General features: G+C 74.4%; 17 protein-coding genes and 1 riboswitch. Of the genes, 8 read left to right on the forward strand and 9 right to left on the reverse strand.

All coding sequences use genetic code 11. The features are described 5' to 3' along the window. Positions 1–9: 9 nt before the first annotated feature. Positions 10–1,806, reverse strand: a complete 1,797-nt coding sequence (locus ACWERV_RS22360) for an AMP-dependent synthetase/ligase (protein WP_452935675.1) — start codon at positions 1,804–1,806, stop codon at positions 10–12. 233 nt (positions 1,807–2,039) lie between these two features. On the opposite strand from ACWERV_RS22360, the gene ACWERV_RS22365 reads away from it, so the two are divergent. The 6 genes from ACWERV_RS22365 (at position 2,040) to ACWERV_RS22390 (ending at position 6,887) form a co-directional block, all read left to right on the forward strand. Continuing rightward, on the forward strand, positions 2,040–2,801 hold the full coding sequence (locus tag ACWERV_RS22365) for a metallophosphoesterase family protein (RefSeq protein ID WP_398191140.1): 762 nt from the start codon (positions 2,040–2,042) through the stop codon (positions 2,799–2,801). Positions 2,802–2,901: 100 nt separating this feature from the next. After that, positions 2,902–3,399: an SRPBCC family protein gene (locus tag ACWERV_RS22370; protein ID WP_452935677.1), complete on the forward strand. Its 498-nt coding sequence runs from the start codon at positions 2,902–2,904 to the stop codon at positions 3,397–3,399. Next, complete coding sequence (locus ACWERV_RS22375; RefSeq protein ID WP_452935680.1) at positions 3,399–4,610, forward strand: ArsA-related P-loop ATPase; 1,212 nt, start codon at positions 3,399–3,401, stop codon at positions 4,608–4,610. The genes ACWERV_RS22370 and ACWERV_RS22375 overlap by 1 nt, the downstream gene beginning before the upstream one ends. A gap of 115 nt (positions 4,611–4,725) precedes the next feature. Continuing rightward, on the forward strand, positions 4,726–5,124 hold the full coding sequence (locus ACWERV_RS22380; protein ID WP_398191131.1) for a DUF5304 family protein: 399 nt from the start codon (positions 4,726–4,728) through the stop codon (positions 5,122–5,124). Positions 5,125–5,178: 54 nt separating this feature from the next. After that, positions 5,179–6,120 (forward strand): ROK family glucokinase, encoded by a 942-nt coding sequence (locus tag ACWERV_RS22385; protein ID WP_452935682.1) that lies wholly within the window; start codon positions 5,179–5,181, stop codon positions 6,118–6,120. A gap of 20 nt (positions 6,121–6,140) precedes the next feature. Continuing rightward, entirely contained in the window at positions 6,141–6,887 is a 747-nt protein-coding gene (locus tag ACWERV_RS22390; RefSeq protein WP_398191127.1) for an endonuclease/exonuclease/phosphatase family protein, read from the forward strand. A 56-nt stretch (positions 6,888–6,943) separates the two neighbouring features. On the opposite strand, the gene ACWERV_RS22395 is transcribed toward ACWERV_RS22390, so the two are convergent. From ACWERV_RS22395 to ACWERV_RS22425, 7 genes are all read right to left on the reverse strand, one after another. After that, positions 6,944–8,074, reverse strand: coding sequence for a glycosyltransferase family 4 protein (locus ACWERV_RS22395; RefSeq protein ID WP_452935686.1), 1,131 nt, complete (start codon positions 8,072–8,074; stop codon positions 6,944–6,946). A 202-nt stretch (positions 8,075–8,276) separates the two neighbouring features. Beyond that, the gene (locus ACWERV_RS22400) at positions 8,277–9,419 is read right to left on the reverse strand and encodes a M48 family metalloprotease (RefSeq protein WP_452935687.1); all 1,143 of its coding nucleotides are present in this window, start codon (positions 9,417–9,419) and stop codon (positions 8,277–8,279) included. A 109-nt stretch (positions 9,420–9,528) separates the two neighbouring features. Next, on the reverse strand, positions 9,529–10,785 hold the full coding sequence (locus ACWERV_RS22405) for a hypothetical protein (RefSeq protein WP_452935690.1): 1,257 nt from the start codon (positions 10,783–10,785) through the stop codon (positions 9,529–9,531). Positions 10,786–10,821: 36 nt separating this feature from the next. Further along, entirely contained in the window at positions 10,822–11,862 is a 1,041-nt protein-coding gene (locus tag ACWERV_RS22410; protein WP_452935693.1) for an NlpC/P60 family protein, read from the reverse strand. A 194-nt stretch (positions 11,863–12,056) separates the two neighbouring features. Continuing rightward, positions 12,057–13,094 (reverse strand): NlpC/P60 family protein, encoded by a 1,038-nt coding sequence (locus ACWERV_RS22415; protein WP_452935695.1) that lies wholly within the window; start codon positions 13,092–13,094, stop codon positions 12,057–12,059. A 310-nt stretch (positions 13,095–13,404) separates the two neighbouring features. Further along, positions 13,405–14,679: an NYN domain-containing protein gene (locus ACWERV_RS22420; RefSeq protein ID WP_452935730.1), complete on the reverse strand. Its 1,275-nt coding sequence runs from the start codon at positions 14,677–14,679 to the stop codon at positions 13,405–13,407. A gap of 284 nt (positions 14,680–14,963) precedes the next feature. After that, entirely contained in the window at positions 14,964–15,263 is a 300-nt protein-coding gene (locus tag ACWERV_RS22425; RefSeq protein ID WP_398191106.1) for a hypothetical protein, read from the reverse strand. A 117-nt stretch (positions 15,264–15,380) separates the two neighbouring features. On the opposite strand from ACWERV_RS22425, the gene ACWERV_RS22430 reads away from it, so the two are divergent. Both ACWERV_RS22430 and ACWERV_RS22435 read left to right on the forward strand, forming a co-directional pair. Further along, complete coding sequence (locus ACWERV_RS22430; protein ID WP_452935697.1) at positions 15,381–16,160, forward strand: rhomboid family intramembrane serine protease; 780 nt, start codon at positions 15,381–15,383, stop codon at positions 16,158–16,160. Further along, positions 16,157–16,438, forward strand: a complete 282-nt coding sequence (locus tag ACWERV_RS22435) for an Lrp/AsnC family transcriptional regulator (RefSeq protein ID WP_452935699.1) — start codon at positions 16,157–16,159, stop codon at positions 16,436–16,438. Before ACWERV_RS22430 ends, ACWERV_RS22435 begins: the two co-directional genes overlap by 4 nt. Before the next feature lie 228 nt (positions 16,439–16,666). On the opposite strand, the gene ACWERV_RS22440 is transcribed toward ACWERV_RS22435, so the two are convergent. Further along, the gene (locus ACWERV_RS22440) at positions 16,667–18,067 is read right to left on the reverse strand and encodes an aminotransferase class V-fold PLP-dependent enzyme (protein WP_452935702.1); all 1,401 of its coding nucleotides are present in this window, start codon (positions 18,065–18,067) and stop codon (positions 16,667–16,669) included. 196 nt (positions 18,068–18,263) lie between these two features. Then, positions 18,264–18,380: riboswitch (SAM riboswitch) on the reverse strand.

Consider the following 18,380-nt stretch of genomic DNA (forward strand, 5'->3'; position numbering starts at 1 on the left):
CCGCGGGGCTCAGCGGGTGTACAGCGCCTCGACCTCGGCCGCGTAGTCGGCGAGCACCACCGAGCGCTTGAGCTTCAGCGACGGCGTGAGGTGCCCGGACTCCTCGGTGAACTGCCCCGGCAGGATGCGGAACTTGCGCACCGACTCGGCGCGCGAGACCGCCGCGTTGCCCTCGTCTACGGCCTGCTGCACGGCGGCCAGCAGATCCGGGTCGTCGGCGAGTTCGGCGACCGTGCGGCCCGCCTTGCCGTGCTGCTCGGCCCAGCGCGGCAGGAACTCCTCGTCGAGCGTGACGAGCGCGCCGACGAAGGGGCGGCCGTCGCCGACGACCATGCACTCGGCGACGAGCGCGTGCGCCCGGATCCGGTCCTCGATCACCGCGGGGGCGACGTTCTTGCCGCCCGCGGTGACGATGATCTCCTTCTTGCGGCCGGTGATCGTGAGGTAGCCGTCCTCGTCGAGAGTGCCGATGTCGCCGGTGTGGAACCAGCCGTCGCCGATCGCCTCGACGGTGGCCGGCTCGTTGTTCCAGTACCCGGTGAAGAGGTGCTCGCCGTACAGCAGCACCTCGCCGTCGTCGGAGATGCGGATGGTCGAGCCGGGCAGCGGCTGGCCGACGGTGCCCATCTTGGGGCGGTCCCACGGGTTGAAGGCGGTGGCCGCGCAGGACTCGGTCAGACCGTAGCCCTCCAGCACGGTGAAGCCGATGCCGCGGTAGAAGTGGCCGAGCCGCTCGCCGAGCGGGGCGCCGCCGGAGATGGCGTGGGTGGCCCGGCCGCCGAGCACCGCGCGCAGCTTGGCGTAGACGAGCCGGTCGAAGAGCCTGTGCGTCATCCGCAGCTTCAGCGACGGACCGGCCGGGGTGTCCAGGGCGCGGCTGTAGGCGACGGCGGTGGCGGCGGCCCGGTCGAAGATCTTCCCCTTGCCGCCGGCCTGCGCGGTGGCGCGGGCGGTGTTGTAGACCTTCTCGAAGACCCGCGGCACCCCGAGGATCAGGGTGGGCCGGAAGCCCTGGAGGTCCTCGGTGAGGTTCTTGACGTCGGGGACGTGGCCGAGCCGGATCGGCGCCATGACACTGGCGACCTCGGCGAGCCGCCCCAGCACGTGCGCGAGCGGCAGGAAGAGCAGGATCGAGGACTCGCCGGTGCGGAAGAGCGGGGCGAGGCGCTCCAGGACGTTGCCGCACTCGGCGAAGAAGCTGCGGTGGCTGAGCACGCAGCCCTTGGGGCGGCCGGTGGTGCCGGAGGTGTAGACGATGGTCGCGGGCGAGTCGGCGTTGGCGGCGGCGCCGCGCTCGTCCAGGACGGCGTCGGAGACCCCGGTGCCCGCGGCCGCGAGCGCCTCCACCGCGCCGGTGTCGATCCGCCACACGTGCTTGAGCAGCGGCAGCCGCTCCCGTACGGACTCCACGGCCCGCTCGTGCGCGTCCGACTCGACGACGACGGCGACCGCCCCGGAGTCGGCGAGGATCCACTCGATCTGCTCGGGCGAGGACGTCTCGTAGACGGGCACGGTGACCGCGCCCGCGCTCCACACCGCGAAGTCCAGCAGCGTCCACTCGTAGCGGGTGCGGGACATCAGGGCGACCCGGTCGCCGGGCTGCACGCCCTCGGCGACCAGGCCGCGGGCGGCGGACCGCACCTCGGCGAGGAAGGTTCTCGCGGTGACGTCCTGCCAGTGGCCGGCCGGATCCTTGCGGCCGAGGACGGGTGTGTCCGGGTGCTGGGCGGCGTTGCGGCGGATCAGATCCGTCAGGTTGCCGTCGGCGGGGACCTCGTACAGGGCCGGAAGGCTGAACTCACGCAAGGCGGCTGCTCCTCATCGGTGCCACGGCGCACCCGGAGGGAAGGCGGGGGGACCTACTGGACGTTACCCATCGGTAAAGCTCCGGCGGTAGGGGGCGCACGGGAGATGTTCCCAGCGTCACACGCGCCGGCCGGCGCGGGTGGGCCGACGCCGGAAGAGTAGTCCAGCCGCTTGCGGATCCGCAGGTGGACGGTGGTCTGGGGGCGCGCGGCGCGGCGCTATAAGGTGAGGTCATGCGGGTGCATGTGGTGAGCGACGTCCATGGCGCGACGCAGGCGCTGGCCCAGGCAGGACAGGGCGCGGACGCGCTGGTGTGCCTCGGCGACCTGATCCTCTTCCTCGACTACGCCGACCACGCGCGGGGCATCTTCCCCGACCTGTTCGGCGTCGAGAACGCCGACCGCATGGTGGAGCTGCGCACCGCCCGCCGCTTCGACGAGGCACGGCTGCTGGACGCGCAGCTGTGGGCGGGCATCGACCGCCGGGCCGCGATCGAGAGCGCGGTGCGCAAGCAGTACGCCGAGCTCTTCGCCGCCTTCCCCACCCCGACCTACGCCACGTACGGCAACGTCGACATCCCCGGCCTGTGGCCGGAGTACGCCGGTCCCGGCACGACGGTGCTGGACGGCGCGACGGTGGAGCTGGGCGGCCTGGTCTTCGGCTTCGTCGGCGGCGGCCTGCGCACCTCGATGCGCACCCCGTACGAGATCGGCGAGGAGGAGTACGCCGCCAAGGTCGCCGCGCTCGGCACGGTGGACGTGCTGTGCTCGCACATCCCGCCCGCGCTGCCCGAGCTGTGCTACGACACGGTGGCGCGCCGCTTCGAGCGCGGCAGCGAGGCGCTGCTGGACGCGGTGCGCAGCGTGCAGCCGAAGTACGCGCTCTTCGGCCACGTCCACCAGCCGCTGCTGGCCCGCACCCGGATCGGCCGTACCGAATGCATCAACGTCGGCCACTTCAACCACACCCGTAAGCCGTGGGTCCTGGAATGGTGAGGCGGCCCCCGCGGCCGGGGCGGCGCACGCGGCCCGCTCCCACCTGGGCGCGGTAGCCTTCGGGGGCATCCTGCACCAGTAGTCCTGGAGGGCCACGGCGATGGCGGAACACACACGGTCGAGCATCACGATCGAGGCGGCCCCGGCCGCTGTCATGGGCGTCATCGCCGACTTCGACCGCTACCCGGAGTGGACGGGCGAGGTCAAGGAGGCCCAGGTCCTCGCGCGGGACGCGGAAGGGCGCGCCGAGCAGGTGCGGCTGCTGCTCGACGCGGGCGCCATCAAGGACGACCACACCCTCGCCTACACCTGGGTGAGCGCCGACGAGGTGCACTGGTCGCTGGTCAAGTCGCAGATGCTGCGCACCCTCGACGGCTCCTACGCGCTCGTGCCGCTCGACGGGGGCCGCCGCACCGAGGTCACCTACCAGCTCACCGTGGACGTCAAGATCCCCATGCTGGGCATGATCAAGCGCAAGGCCGAGAAGGTCATCATCGACCGGGCGCTGGCCGGGCTGAAGAAGCGCGTCGAGTCGGGCGGGCCCGAGGACTCCGCGGCCGGTGCCGCCGGTGCCGCCGGCGCCGAGACCACGGGCTGATGCCCGCGGACACCGTACGCACCCTGCTGGTCACCGGCGGCGGAGGAGCGGGCCGCACCACGGTCGCCGCCGCCACCGCCGCCGCGGCCGCCCGCGGCGGGACCCGCACGCTGCTGCTGACCGGCGACCGCACCGCGGCCGCGGCCCTCGACGACGCGGTGCCCGGCCTGACGGTACGCCGCACCGACCCCGGCGGCGCCTTCCAGGACGCGCTGCTCGACCTCCAGTCCCGCGGCGGCACCCTGCTCGCGCTGCTCGGCGCCGCGCCGCTGGACCCGGAGGAGCTGACGCCGCTGCCCGGCGCGGAGGCGCTCGCGCTGCTGCGGGCCGTACGGGCGGCGCAGGACGCGGGGTGGGGGCTCGTCGTCGTCGACCTGCCGCCGGTACGGGAAGCCGTGACACTGCTCGCGCTGCCCGGCCAGCTGCGCCGCTACCTCGCCCGGCTGCTGCCCGCCGACCGGCAGGCCGCCCGCGCCCTGCGCCCGGTGCTGGCCCAGCTCGCGGGGGTGCCCATGCCCGCGGAGTGGGCGTACGACGCCGCGGCCCGCGCGGACCGCGAACTCTCCGCCGTCCAGGCCGTCATCGACGCGCCGGGCACGTCCGTCACGGTGGTCGTCGAGCCCTCCGGCCACGGCGCCGAAGCGCTGCGCACGGCCCGCACCGGCCTGGCCCTGCACGGCCTCGGCCTCGCGACGGTGGCCGTCAACCGGCTGCTGCCCGCGGCCGCCGCCGACCCGTTCACGGCCGCCCTCGCGGCAGCCCAGCACGACCGCGTCAAGGCCTTCGCGCAGGCCTGCGAGGCCGACGGCACGCCGCTGCACGAACTGCCGCACCTGGGCCGGGAGGCGGAGCTGCCGGAGGAGGCGCTGGCGGTGCCGTTCCCGGCGGAGGCCGGGGGGATGGAGCACGGCTCTCCTAAAGCCGGTGTCGCAGGTTCGGGTACGGCCGGCCCCGGACGCGACCCCTGGACCGTCGTCGACCGGCTCGCCGAGGACGGCTACCTGGAGTGGTCGCTGCCGCTGCCGGGTGCGGGCAAGGACGGGCTGGACCTCGTCCGGCGCGGGGACGAACTCGTCGTCGACGCCGAGGGCTTCCGCCGCATCCTGCCGCTGCCGTCCGCGCTGCGGCGCTGCACCGTACAGGGCGCGGCGCTGCGGGACGGTGTGCTGCGGGTGCGTTTCACGCCCGACCCGGGACTCTGGCCGCGCTGACCGCGGATCGCGCCGCCGTCCGGAGGGCCGTGCCGACACCGGCCGTCCGGGCGGGCGTTCGGGTACCGTCGAGAAGGGAGGCGGCCCGAGCGCGGCGCCCCGTTGGGAGACCGTCATGAGCGAAGCCACCGACCGGCCGGACCCCGACGCGTGGGCGAAGGCCAGCGCCGAGGACATCGCAGCCGAGCACGCCCGGCGCCGCACGGAGGCGGGCCAGGGCAGCGCGGCGGAGGAACTGCGGCGTCTCGCCGAGGCGGTCGGCGACGCGGTGGGTGAGCGGCTGGCCGCGCTGCGCAACCCCGCGGTGCAGGTCGCGGCGCAGGGGATGCTCTCCCAAGTGCGTTCTGTTGTCGAACCCATCAAGGAGCGGAATCCCGACGTCTTCGACCACCTCGCGGCCGCGGGGGCCGAATTGCTGGCGGCATACCGGTCCGCGGTGGCCGGAGCGGAATCCCGCTGGACGTCCGGCGAGGGGTCCGCGCGTTCAACCGCTGAACACATCGACCTCGACTGACCCCCTCTCCGGTACGGTTCTCTTAGCGGGGAACGACCGAAAACTGAGGGACACATGGGACTCACCATCGGCGTCGACATCGGCGGCACCAAGATCGCGGCCGGCGTGGTCGACGAGGAAGGCTCGATCCTTGAGACCGTGAAGGTGCCGACGCCGCCGACTCCCGAAGGCGTCGTCGACGCGATCGTCGAGGCGGTACGCCAGGTCAGCACCGGTCACACGATCGAGGCCGTCGGCATCGGTGCCGCCGGTTACGTCGACGACAAGCGCGCCACCGTGCTCTTCGCGCCCAACATCAACTGGCGGCACGAAGCACTCAAGGACAAGGTCGAGCAGCGCGTCGGGCTCCCCGTCGTCGTGGAGAACGACGCGAACGCGGCCGCGTGGGGCGAGTACCGCTTCGGCGCGGGGCAGGGCCACTCCGACGTGATCTGCATCACGCTCGGTACGGGCCTGGGCGGCGGCATCATCATCGGCAACAAGCTGCGCCGCGGCCGGTTCGGCGTCGCCGCCGAGTTCGGCCACATCCGCGTGGTGCCGGACGGGCTGCTGTGCGGCTGCGGCAGCCAGGGCTGCTGGGAGCAGTACGCGTCGGGCCGCGCGCTCGTCCGCTACGCCAAGCAGCGCGCCAACGCCACCCCGGAGAACGCCGCGGCCCTGCTCGCGCTGGGCGACGGCACCGTGGACGGCATCGAGGGCCGGCACATCAGCGCCGCCGCCCGGCAGGGCGACCCGGTCGCCGTCGACTCCTTCCGGGAGCTGGCCCGCTGGGCGGGCGCGGGCCTGGCCGACCTGGCCTCGCTCTTCGACCCGTCGGCGTTCATCGTCGGCGGCGGAGTGTCGGACGAGGGCGAACTCGTCCTCGACCCGATCCGCAAGTCCTTCCGGCGCTGGCTCATCGGCGGCGAATGGCGTCCGCACGCCCAGGTGCTCGCCGCGCAACTCGGCGGCAAGGCCGGGCTGGTCGGCGCCGCCGACCTCGCACGGCAGGGCTGAGACTGGGCTAGGTTGATCACATGACCGTGGAAGATCTGCCGAGTTCCGCCACCGAGCACGACTCGGCGATCGTCCGCGTGCTCAGCTACAACGTCCGTTCGATGCGGGACGACACGGCGGCGCTGGCCCGGGTGATCCGTGCCTGCGCCCCCGACCTCGTCCTCGTCCAGGAGGCCCCGCGGTTCTTCCGGTGGCGCAAGGCCGCGGCCCGCCTGGCCCGTACGACCGGTCTGGTGCACGTGACCGGGGGCGCGACAGCCGCGGGGCCGATGATCCTGTCGTCCCTGCGCGCGCACGTCGAGCACACCGAGGACGTGCTGCTGCCGCACAACCCGCCGCTGCACCAGCGCGGTTTCGCCACCGCGGTGCTGCGGATCGGCGGCGCGCGGATCGCCGCCGTCAGCACGCACCTGAGCCTCGACCCCGTCGAACGGCACGAGCAGGCGGGCCTGCTGCTGGAGCGTGTCGCCGCGACGGGCGAGCCGAACGTCGTCGTCGGCGGCGACTTCAACGAGCCGCCCGAGCGGGCGGGCTTCGCCCGGATCGCGGCGGAGCTCCAGGACGCCTTCGCCGTCGCCCCCTGGGGCGGCGAGGTCACCAACGTCCGGCCGCCCTACCAGCGGATCGACGCGATCTTCACGACCAAGCCGGTGCAGGTGCTCGGGTGCGGGGTCCCGCACTCCGTCCCGGGCGTCACGCACGCGGACCTGCACGCGGCGACCGACCACCTGCCGGTGCTCGCCGCGCTGCGCGTGCCGCGGGCCTGAGGCCCGGTCGCCGCGGGGCCGGTGAGCACGTCGCACCGGCCCGCGGGCCCGGCCCCTCAGAGCAGATCGCGCAGGCGGTCCGCCAGCAGGTCCCAGCGCCAGGCCTCGTGCACCCACGCCCGGCCCCGCTCCCCCATCGTGCGGCGCAGGTCCGCGTCCCGGAGCAGCGCCAGGATGCGTTCGGCCGCCAGCTCCGGGGAACCGCCGGGCACCACCCACCCCGTCTCGCCGGGCAGCACCGCGTCGGGGGCCCCGCCCGAGTCGCCCGCGACGACCGGCAGCCCGGTCGCCGACGCCTCCAGGTAGACGATCCCGAGCCCCTCCACGTCCAGGCCGCCGCGCCGGGTCCGGCACGGCATCGCGAAGACGTCGCCCGCGCCGAAGTGCGCGGGCAGCTCCGCCTCCGGCACCGGCCCGGTGAAGCGCACCGCGCCCGCGACGCCTGTCCGCTCCGCGAGCGTCTCCAGCTCGCCGCGGTACGGGCCGCCGCCCACGATCAGCAGCGCGGCGTCCGGCTGGTCCCGCAGGATGCGCGGCAGCGCGAGGATCAGGGTGTCCTGGCCCTTGCGCGGCACCAGCCGTGACACGCACACCACCACCGGCCGGTCCGTGAGCCCCAGCCGCGCCCGCACCACCGCGCCGCCCGAGCCCGGGTGGAACGTCTTCTCGTTCACCCCCGGCGGCAGGTGCACCATGCGCGCCGCCGCCCGCTCGGTGAGCGCGGAGGCGATCCGCGACCTCGTGTACTCGCCGAGGTACGTGAGCGTGTCGGTGCCCTCGCCGATACGGCGCAGCAGGGCGCGGCTGCCCGGCAGTTGGGCCCAGGCCGCCTCGTGGCCGTGCGTCGTGCCGACGAGGCGGGACGCTCCCGCCTTCCGCAGCGCCGGGGCCATCAGGCCCAGCGGGGCCGCGGCGCCGAACCACACGGACGAGCAGCCGTGCGCCTGCAGCAGCTTGACGGCGGTGCGGGTGACGCGAGGCGTCGGAAGCAGCATCTTGGTGCGGTCCCGCACCACGGGAAAGGGCTGTTCGGCGTCGAACCGGGCGACTTCCGTGCCGTCGCGCCACGTCGAGGCGTAGACGACGACCTTCGCGGGGTCGAGCCGCAGGGCCATGCTGTGCACGAACGACTGGATCCCGCCCTGCCGCGGCGGAAAGTCATTGGTGACGATCAGGGTCTTCTCCATCCCGCCCGACCCTACCTCCGCGGGGGCTTCCGCCTCGGGCTGCCTCTTCCGGTTCGCGCGGGGTGGGTCGGCACCCGTTGTTCACTGCGCGGGGGAGAGTTCTCGTTTTCAGGGGCACGGGGAACTGCGCGCTCAGCCCCCACCGGCAGAAGGTCGCGCGGCGAACCGCACCACGCAGCCCGCGGCGTCGAGGTGACCCCCGTCAGGGGGTGGCGCGGGCGAGGGCGATGCGGGACGCGGGCGTGGGGTGCGTACCCCACAGGAGGTGGAGGAGGCGCGGGGGCGACGGCTCCGCGACGTTCACCGCCGTGAGGCGGCACTGCATGGCGATGAACCCGGCCGCGTCCCCCGTGAGGGCGAGCGCGTGCCGGTCGGCGCGCCGCTCCACCCGGCGGGAGAGCGCGCAGCCGAAGGGCCCGGCGAGGGCGCCGCCGGTCGCGGCGGCGGCCGCGAGGAGCCACGCGGACCGCGGATCGGCGAAGTGCCCGACACCCGCGGCGGCGAGCAGCGGGGACCAGGTCACGACGAGGGCGAGCAGGCCCACCCCGAGCGCGGCCCCGACCGCGCCGAGCGCGGTGCCGCGGGCGACGTCGCGGTGGACGACGTGGCCGAGTTCGTGGGCCACGACGAGTTCGACCTCGCGCGGCTCCGCCGTGGTCAGGAGCGTGTCGTAGGCGACGATCCGCCGCGTCCGGCCGAAGCCGGAGACGTACGCGTTGAGCGCCGTGGTGCGGCGCGACGCGTCGGCGACGAGCACATCGCGTACGGCGACGCCGTCCCGCGCGGCGAGTGCGAGCAGCGCGTCCCGCAGCGGCCCCGCGGGCATGGGCGTGAAGCGGTTGAAGAGCGGTTCGAAGAGGACGGGCGCCGCCCAGGAGAGCACGACGGTGACGGCCGCGGCGCCGAGCGCGGCCCACGCCCACCACCAGCGGGTGACGCCCGCGAGCGCGTACACCGCGAAGAGCGCTCCGGCGAGCAGCGGCAGCGAGATGAGCAGGCCGCGCAGCTGGTCCGCGGCCCAGCCGCGCCAGTTCTGGGTGACGAGGCCGAAGCGGGCCCGTACGACGCGGCCGCGGGCGGCGAAGGGCAGGGTGAGGAGCTGGGGCAGCAGGACGAGGGTGACCGCGGCGCCCGCCGTGCGCCCGGCCCAGGACCCGCCGAACGCGGCGACGAGCCGGGCCCCGGCGGGGGTGAGGCCGAGGGTGAGGAGGAGCGCGAGGTTCGCGGCGCGTCCGGCGAGGGCGACGGGCCACACGCCTTGGCGCAGCGCGCGGGCGCGGGCGACGTGCTCGGGGCTGAAGTCCTCCGCCGCCGGGGTGTCGGGCGGCGGTTCCGGCCGGTTCATCGTGCGTCCCCCTGGTGTCCCGGGCCGCCGGTCGCGGCATCGTCCCGCCGTTCGGGCTGTCCGCCCCGGGCACCCCGGTCTCCCCCGGCGCCGCGGCGCCTGCCCGCGCTCACGTCAGCTCCTGGCGGACGTATGCGCGCCAGCGGGCGGTGAAGGCGGCGAGGCTCAGGTGCAGGTGTGCCTGGAGGACGGTGTCCAGCGGGGTGCCCGTGCCGGCCGCGCGGTAGACGGCGGTGAGCGTCGCCGGGGACCACTGGTCCGCGATGAGCCGGTTGGCGAGCCAGCCGCCCTCGTACGCCTGCGGGAGCGCGGGCGCGGTGGGGCGGAAGTCGGCGTTGGCCGGGAGGGCGGCGGGGACGTGGCCGGAGGTGACGTCCTGGGCGAGTTCGGGGGCGATCTGCGGGGCGGTGCGGCCCGTGTCGCGGTAGGCGACCCAGTCGGCGAAGCCTTCGGAGAGCCACAGCGGGGTGTGGGAGGTGGTGGCGAGCCGGGTCGCGACGTGGGTGGTCTCGTGGGTGAGCACGACCTGCCGGCCGAAGGCGGACAGGCGGCCGAAGGCGGCGGGGTTGACGAGCACCCGGTCGGCGGGGGCGGCGGCGATGCCGCCCAGTTCGCCCGTGGTGACGGCGGCGATGTCGCGGTAGTCGTCGGGGTTCGCGGCGAGCAGCGCGCCGAGCTGGTCGAGGGTCTTCGGGGCCTCGACGACGACGCTGCCGGGCCAGCCCGCCTTCCCCCAGGCCCGCTGCACCTGCGGCACGGCGCGGTCGGCGTCGGCGGCGTAGCGGCGCAGGGTGGCGGTGTCGACGAGCCCCAGCACGAGGCTGTGGGTTCCGCGCACGACCGTGACCTTGCCCTGGTCCCACAGCTGGACGGCGGTGTGCTTGCCCGCCGAGGTCCCGTCGTCGTCGGCGGCCACGTACCAGCGGCCGTCGCGGCGGGTGAACGTCAGGTACTCGGTGGCGACGACCGGCCGGGCGTCGTAGCCGCGCAGCCGGTAGCCCAGCTCGACCTCGGCGGCGGTGCGCGCGGTGCCGGAGGCGTCGGCGGAGGGCGGCAGCGGGAAGGCGCCGGTGCGGACGAGGCGGTAGGACCAGGCGGCGAGCGGGACGTCGGCGATGTCGTCGAACATCCGCTGCTGGGCGGCGCGGTAGCGGGTCGCGCGCGGATCGACGTCCGCGAGGAAGGCCCGCCGGTCGCGGTGCAGGAGGGCGGTCGCGCGCCGGGTCAGGAGGCGCTGGAGGGCGGGGTCGGTGATGGCGGCCGGCTGCGCGGACGTGCCCGGGTGTCCGCCGGTGCAGGCGGTCAGCGCGGCGGCCGCGCCCGCCAGGACGCCGATCGCGGAACGTCTCGTGAGCGGCGCGGTCATGGGGCGATCGTACGGGGCCGGGCCCCGCCGCTCGCCCTACGGGCGCACCACGGCCGTGACGGGCATCATCGACACCGGGTCGTAGCGGACCCGGGCGCCGGGGTAGGGGGCGTGGATGACGCGGCCGCCGCCGACGTACATCGCGACATGGCTGGCGTCGTTGCGGTAGATGACGAGGTCGCCGGGGCGGGCCTGGGAGAGCGGGACGCGGCGGCCGGCGTGCGCCTGCTCCTGGGAGGTGCGCGGGAGGGAGACCCCGGCGCGGGCGTAGGAGTACTGCATCAGGCCCGAGCAGTCGAAGGAGTGCGGGCCGGTCGCGCCCCAGACGTAGGGGGCGCCGAGGACCTGGCGGGCGGCGGCGACGGCGAGGGCGGCGCGGCCGGAGGCGGCGGGCAGGTCGGCGAGGGGCGGCAGCGGCGGGAAGGAGCGGGAGGCGCGGTCGGGGGTGTAGCGGGCCTGCTCGGCGGCGGGGAGGGTGTGCAGGAGCCGCTGGGCCTCGGCGAGGTCGTGCTGGACGGCGGCCTTGCGGCGGGCCAGTTCGGCGGTGGCCTGGCTGAGTTCGGCGACCTTGGCGGCGGCCTGGGCGCGCTGGCTGTCCAGGGCCTGCTGGGCGGAGCGCAGTTCGTCGAGCCGGCCGGCCTGCCGGGCGCCGAGGCGGCTGAGGGTCGCGGCCTGGTCGAGGAAGCCGCGCGGGTCGTCGGACAGGAGCAGCGCGAGGGTGGGGTCGATGGCGCCGCCGCGGTACTGCGCGGCGGCGATCAGGCCGAGGCCGGTGCGGAGTTCGTTGACCTGCTGCTGGCCCTGCGCAGCGCGCTGCTGGAGCGTGGCGAGGTCGGCGTTCAGCTGCCCGGTGCGCTCGGTGGCGGCGTCGTACGCCTGGGTGGCCGCTTCGGCCTGCTGGTAGAGCCGGTCGAGGCGGGCGGTGGTGCCGGCGGCCGTCGCGGACGGGTCGGCGGCGGCGGTCTGGGCGGTGCCGCCGGTGAGCGCCGCGGTGGCCGCGGCCGCGGCGGTGAGCACGGTGAGCCGGGTGGTGCGGGCGGCGGGGCCCGGCTGCGGTGCGCGTCGATGGGATGCCACGGCAGCCGACAGTAGTCATCCGGGCACGTACCGTACAAACACGAGGGGTACCCGGGCAAACCGCACATCTGCGCGGGGGTGGTCGCGTCGCAGGTCAGCGGGCTCGCGGGCGGTCGGGGCCGGAAACGGCACCACCCGAACGCCGTAGCGTCCGGGCGGTGGTGCGGGTCAACCCCGCAAGGAGGGGGTGACGCTCAGATGCGGACGCCGAACTGGAAGGGCATGTTGCTCATCGCCTCGTAGCGCACGACCGTGCCCGGCTTGGGGGCGTGCAGCACCATGCCGTCGCCGGCGTAGAAGCCGACGTGGTGGTGGTCGCTGTAGAAGATGATGAGGTCGCCGACCTTGAGGTCGGACTTGGAGTAGATGCGCGTTCCGGCGTTGGCCTGCTCGGCCGCGGTGCGCGGGATGGACACCCCGGCCTGGCGGTAGGCCCAGGAGGTGAGGCCGGAGCAGTCGAAGGTGTTGGGGCCGGAGCCGCCGTACACATAGGACTTGCCTATTTTGGACTGCGCGAACGAGAAGGCGCTGGACGCGTACTTGCTGGCGGCCGTGCCACCGAGCGGGGCACGGCCGGTGTCGCGGTTGGCGCGGGCCTGGTCGTTGGCTATCTGCTGGCGCTGCGCGCTGGTGAGCCCGTTGAGGATGGACTGCGCCTGCGCGAGCTTGTCCTTGGCCTCGGTCTTGCGCTTGGCCAGCTCGGTCTTGGTGGACTCCAGTTCGGCGAGCTTCGCCGTGGCCTGCGCCCGCTCCTGGTCCAGGGTCCGCTTGGCGTCCTGGAGCTGGGTGAGGGCGCTGCTCTGGATCGAGCTGACCTGGTCCAGCGCGGAGGCCTGGTCGAGGTAGCTGTCCGGGTTGGACGAGAGGAAGAGCTGGAGCGACGGGTCGATTCCGCCGGTCCGGTACTGCGAGGCCGCGATCACGCCGAGGCCGTCGCGCAGCGTGTTGAGGTGCGCCTGCTGCCGGGCCACCTGGTCCTGAAGGGAACTCGCCTCGGTCTGGAGCGACTTGAGCTTCTCGTTCGCCGCGTCGTACTTCTCGGTGGCCTGCTCCGCCTGCGTGTAGAGCACGTCCACCTGGGCCTTGGCGTCCTTGACCGTGGTGGGCTTGCTCGGCTTGGCGGGGGCGGCGTTGGCAGCCTGGGCGGACAGTGCGACGGCCGCCGCTGCGGTCGCGGTCAGCACGGTCACGCGCGTGCGGCTTGCCGGCTTGGGTCGACGGTGGGACGCCACGAAGGCGAGCTCCTTCTTCCTTCAGCCGCCTACCGGTTGACGACTGGCGGGCGGCCTCCGAGCGCCATCCGGATTGGATGATCGACTGCGCGGAGGTACGAGGCCTGACCTTAGTGACCTTTCCGTGATCGGTTCAAATCCCGGAAGGCAAAATCTCGACCGGTTCAAGTTTTCTTTACATGCTTTCGACACAGCGTGATGACCGATTGACACAGCGTGCGCACTGGTGCGCTAGTGAACACCCGTACGGGCGTACGAGCAGGGTGAACGGGCCTGCGGAGGTACCGGGTTCGGCCCCGGACGGCCGGGGTCAGACCCGGGCGAGACGGCGCAGCAGCAGCGTCGAGGCGACCGGGCGGGCCCCGGCCTTGGCGACACCGTCGGCGACCTCGCGGTCCGCGGAGACGACGACGATCTGCCGCCCCGGCGGCTCGGCCCGCACCAGCCGCCGGATCAGCTCGTCCGCGGTCTCCCCGGCCTTGCTGAACAGCACCCGCACCCCGCGCGGCGGCGCCAGCAGCACCGGCATGTCCAGGTCCGCGCCGTCGAAGACGCACGTCACCTCGGCGCCGGACTGCGCGGCGAGCGCGGCGAGCCCGCCGAGCAGCCGCAGCCGCTGCTTCTCCAGCGGCAGCGCCGGATAGCCGGTCTTCGTCACGTTGTAGCCGTCGACCACCAGATGCGCCTGCGGCAGCGCCAGCAACTGGTCCAGCAGCGCCGGGTCGTCGGCGGACAGCGCCCGGGTGGCGATGTCCCGCGCGCTGAACGTCCCCGGCGCGACCGCGTCCACGGTGTCCGCGGGCAGCACACCCATGGTGTCCCGCGGCGGCAGGGCCAGTTCGCGGCGCAGCCCGGAGGCCGCGTCCAGCACGGTGTCGAGCAGCAGCCGCAGCCGGACGTCCTCCACACTGCGTCCCTCGCGCGCCGCCCGGCGGCCGGCCTCGACCGCCGCCTCGGCCTCCGCGAGCCGGGCACGCAGCCGGCGGGCCTCGCTGTCGGCGGCCGCCCGCTCCTGCGCGGCCGCCGTACGCAGCTCGTCGACCTCCGCCTGCAGACGCCGCTGCGCGGCCTCCGCGCGCTTGACGTCGCTGAGGGCGCTGCGCAGCTTGCGGTGCAGCGCGTCGCCCTCCTTGCGTACGGACTCCAGCTCGGCCCTCGCCCGCGCGGCCTCGGCCCTGCCGTGCTCGTGCAGCGCCTCGACCTCGATACGCAGCGCGGCCAGCTCGCGCAGCGCCTCCTCGTCGGCCCGCTCGGCGTCGGCGCGCTGCGCCTCCTCGCCCGCGGTCGCCACCAGCTTCGCCCAGCCCGCCGGGCGCAGCAGATACGCGGCGGCGGCGACGTCCAGCGGGTCGGCGGCGGGCGGCGGGGTGCCGTCCTCCAGCGCCCCCGCGAGTTCGGCCTGCGTCTCGCGCAGCTTGCCCGCCACCCGCTGCCGGAAGGCCGGGTCGTGCTCCAGGGCCGCGGCCAGCGCGGTGCCGGCGTACTTCACCCGGCGGCTGGGCGTGAAGCGGGCGTAGGGGCGCAGCGAGACGGGCAGTTCCTGGTAGGTGAAACCGCCGAAGGCGTCGGCGGCGATGGCCACCACCCGGTGGCGTACGCCCTCGGGAAGCGGCCGGTCGAGCGCGGGCTCGTCGGGGCCGCCGTGCGCGTCGGAGGGCTCGGGCGGGCCGGTCCGCTCCGCAGCGCCGGCACCGGACGGCTCACCGGCCGACGGCCCGGCAGGCTCCGCCGCGGCCCCGTCCGTCCCGGGGCGCGGAAAACCGCCGCTTCCGTCCACCAGTCACTCCCGTCCGAATCTGCCGACCACCCTCGGCGTCCTCCCGGCCCCCTTCGATGACAACGCCTGCTTCTATTGTCCCCGTCCGGGCCTCAGCCAGACGCGGAACCGCTCCCGGCGGCACTTTCCGCACTGCTGTTCCCGTCGTCACCGTCCGCGGCGGCGCCGGGGCGGTCGACCAGCTCGATCCGGTCCACCGCGTTGCACCAGCGGCAGCGCACCGACTCCACGGTCTCGGACAGCACCTCGGTCTCCTCGACGGACGGCTCGCCCGCCAGGTCCAGGTGCACGTACTCCACGACCCGCGAGGAGCGGGTGACGTCGAAACGCGTCAGGTTTCCGCACAGCGTGCAGCGCCACCGCGTGGTCGCGGTCGGCAGGGGAACCGGCATGGCTGGTACCTCTTCCTGTCGGGAGCGTGCGTCCCGGTCACCCTACGGCCTTTCGCACAGGCCGCGCTGCGGCGAGGCGGCCTATGTCCGTTACGCCCGCTGCGTCATGATCGATCCATGGTCATCCCGGTGTACGACAAGAACCCGGTCCGCCGTACGCCGGTCGTCACGTACGGGCTGATCGCCCTGTGCACCGCCGTCTTCCTGCTCGGCCCGCTGTCCGGCTTCCTCCCCGCCTACGGCACCGGGCACACCCTCGCCTGCCGCCAGGCGCTCTGGTTCGACCGCTGGGGCGTGGTCCCCGCCGAGCTGTTCCACGCCCGCCCCTCCGCGGCCGCCCTCGGGCTGCCCGCCGGCTGCGGCGACGCCGACCCGTACCCGCTGTCGCCGTACCTCTCCGTGTTCACGTCGATGTTCCTGCACGGCAGCTGGCTGCATCTGATCGGCAACATGCTCTTCCTCTACGTCTTCGGCGACAACGTCGAGAACCGCATGGGCCGGGTGCGCTTCGCCCTCTTCTACCTCGCCGCCGGCTACCTCGCCACGTACGGCTTCGCCCTCGCCCACACCACCGACACGCAGAGCCTCGTCGGCGCGTCCGGCGCGATCTCCGGCGCCCTCGGGGCGTACCTCTACCTCTATCCCCGGGCCCGCGTCACGAGCCTGTTCCCCTTCCTCTTCTTCGTCCCACTGCGCTTCCCCGCGTGGGTGGTGCTCGGCTTCTGGTTCGTGCTCCAGTGGTTCGCCGCGCAGTCCGCCGCCGCGGGCCCGGGGGTGGCCTACCTCGCCCACGTCGTGGGCTTCGCCCTTGGCTTCTGCTGGGCGTGGGCCTGCTACCGGCCCCGGTCTAAGCTGAGCGTCATCGCCGGGACGACCCAAGGAGACGCGCAGCCGTGATCACCGCGATCGTGCTCATCAAGACCACCGTGGACAAGATCCCCGAGATCGCCGAGTCGATCGCCGCGCTCGACAACGTCAGCGAGGTCTACTCGGTGACCGGCACGTACGATCTCATCGCCCTCGTCCGCGTCGGCAAGCACGACGAGCTGGCCGACATCATTCCCGGCCGCATCAGCAAGATCCCCGGCGTCGAGGCCACGGACACGCATGTGGCTTTCCGCACGTACTCCCAGCACGACCTCGAAGCCGCCTTCGCGATCGGCCTCGACGCCTGAGCATGCGCTTGCCGCGCGGCGCAACCACCAGGGGCGCGTGGGGGCACCTCCCAGGCGAAGCCTGGGGGAGAACTGCGCGCTCAGCCCACCACCGGCCGGTGGTCCGGAGCGGACCGAACTGCCCCTTCGGGCCGGTTGACTACCCGCGCCCCGGTGGGGGCTTGTCGCGCCGTTCCCCGCGCCCCTGAAAAACGCGCACCGCCCTCCGCAGAGGGCAGCTCTCCCGGATCAAGCCCCCGGGGCGACCGGCACGCAGCGGCCGGACTCCGTGGCGTAGGTCCAGGCCGCCCCCTCGCGGACGAGGGTGGTGAGGGCCGCCACGAACCGGGTGACGTCCTCCCGCGGTGTGCCCGCGCCAAAGCTCACCCGCACCGCGTTGCCGTTGAACCCCGCCCCCGGGTCGGGGGACCCGCACGCGCCCAGGTCCTCCGTGTCGGTGCCGAGGAGGCGGCGGACGAGGGGGTGGGCGCAGAAGAGCCCGTCCCGTACCCCGATGCCGTACTCCGCGGAGAGCGCCGCCGCGAGGTGCGAGCTGTTCCAGCCGCGGACGACGAAGCTGAGCACGCCGACCCGGGCGGAGTCCTCGCCGAAGAGCGACAGCACCCGGACCTCGGGGATCGCGGCGAGCCCGTCCCGCAGTTCCTTGAGCAGGTGCTGCTCGCGCGCTTCGAGCCGGTCGAAGCCCGCTTCGGTGAGGGCGCGGCAGGCGGAGGCGATCGCGTAGGCGCCGATGACGTTGGGCGATCCGGCCTCGTGCCGGGCGACGGTGGTGTGCCACTCGGTCTCGACGGTCCCGTCGGCCCGGCGGACGACGGTGCGGGTCGCGCCGCCGCCCGCGAGGTAGGGCTCGGCCTCGCGCAGCCAGTCGGCGCGGCCGGCGAGGACGCCGGAGCCGAAGGGCGCGTAGAGCTTGTGGCCGGAGAAGGCGACCCAGTCGACGTCGAGCGCGGTGATGTCCACGGCCTGGTGCGGCACGAGCTGCGCGGCGTCCAGCACGATGCGGGCGCCGTGCCGGTGCGCGGCGGCGGCCAGTTCGCGGACCGGCCACAGTTCGCCGGTCACGTTGGAGGCGCCGGTGACGCACACCAGCTTGGGGCCCTTGGGCGCGCCGTGCAGGGCGACGTCGAGGGCGGCCACGGCCTCCTCGGGGGTGTGCGGGGCGGCGAGGCAGACGACCTCGGCGCCGTCCGCGCGCTGCCACGGCAGCAGGGCCGCGTGGTGCTCGGTCTCGAAGACGAAGACCCGGGTCCCGGTGGGCAGCGCGGCGGCCAGCAGGTTGAGCGAGTCGGTGGTGGAGCGGGTGAAGACGACCTGGTCGCCGGGGCGGCAGCCGAGGAACTCGGCGACCGTGGCGCGGCTCTGCTCGAAGAGGTCGGTCGAGAGCTGGGAGAGGTAGCCCGCGCCGCGGTGCACGCTGCCGTAGTAGGGGGCGTAGGCGGCCACGTCGTCCCACACCCGCTGGAGGGCGGGGGCGCTGGCGGCGTAGTCGAGGGCCGCGTAGGTGACGTCGGTGCCGGTCACGAGCGGGACGGTGACGTCCCGGCCGAGCACGGGCAGCGGCTCGGGACAGGCGGGGTCGGCGGAACCGGTGGCTTCGGTGGCGGCGGCGGACACGGTGGTCGCGGTCATGGCGGTCTCCTGGCACGAGAGCAGCGGACGGCGGCGCGCCTCGGCGGCAGGCGGCGGGCCTGCGCGGGCGAACGGCGTCGGACGGCGTGGAATGGGCAGCGGACGAGGTGGTACCGGTGCACTGGACGGCACCGCGGGTAGGCGGGACCGGGGCCGAAAGGCCCTATCGCATTCGCTTGCGCATGAGAGAACTCCCCTGTCCGGCTTGCTGCGAGCCCTGCTGCTCACAGCCTGGTCATCACCCGGGGCACCCCGCCTCGGACGGAGGGTTGCCGGACAGCGAGCCGGGGCCTTTGCGCTGTCACTCGTGACC

The organism is Streptomyces sp. NPDC004031 (assembly GCF_053604375.1).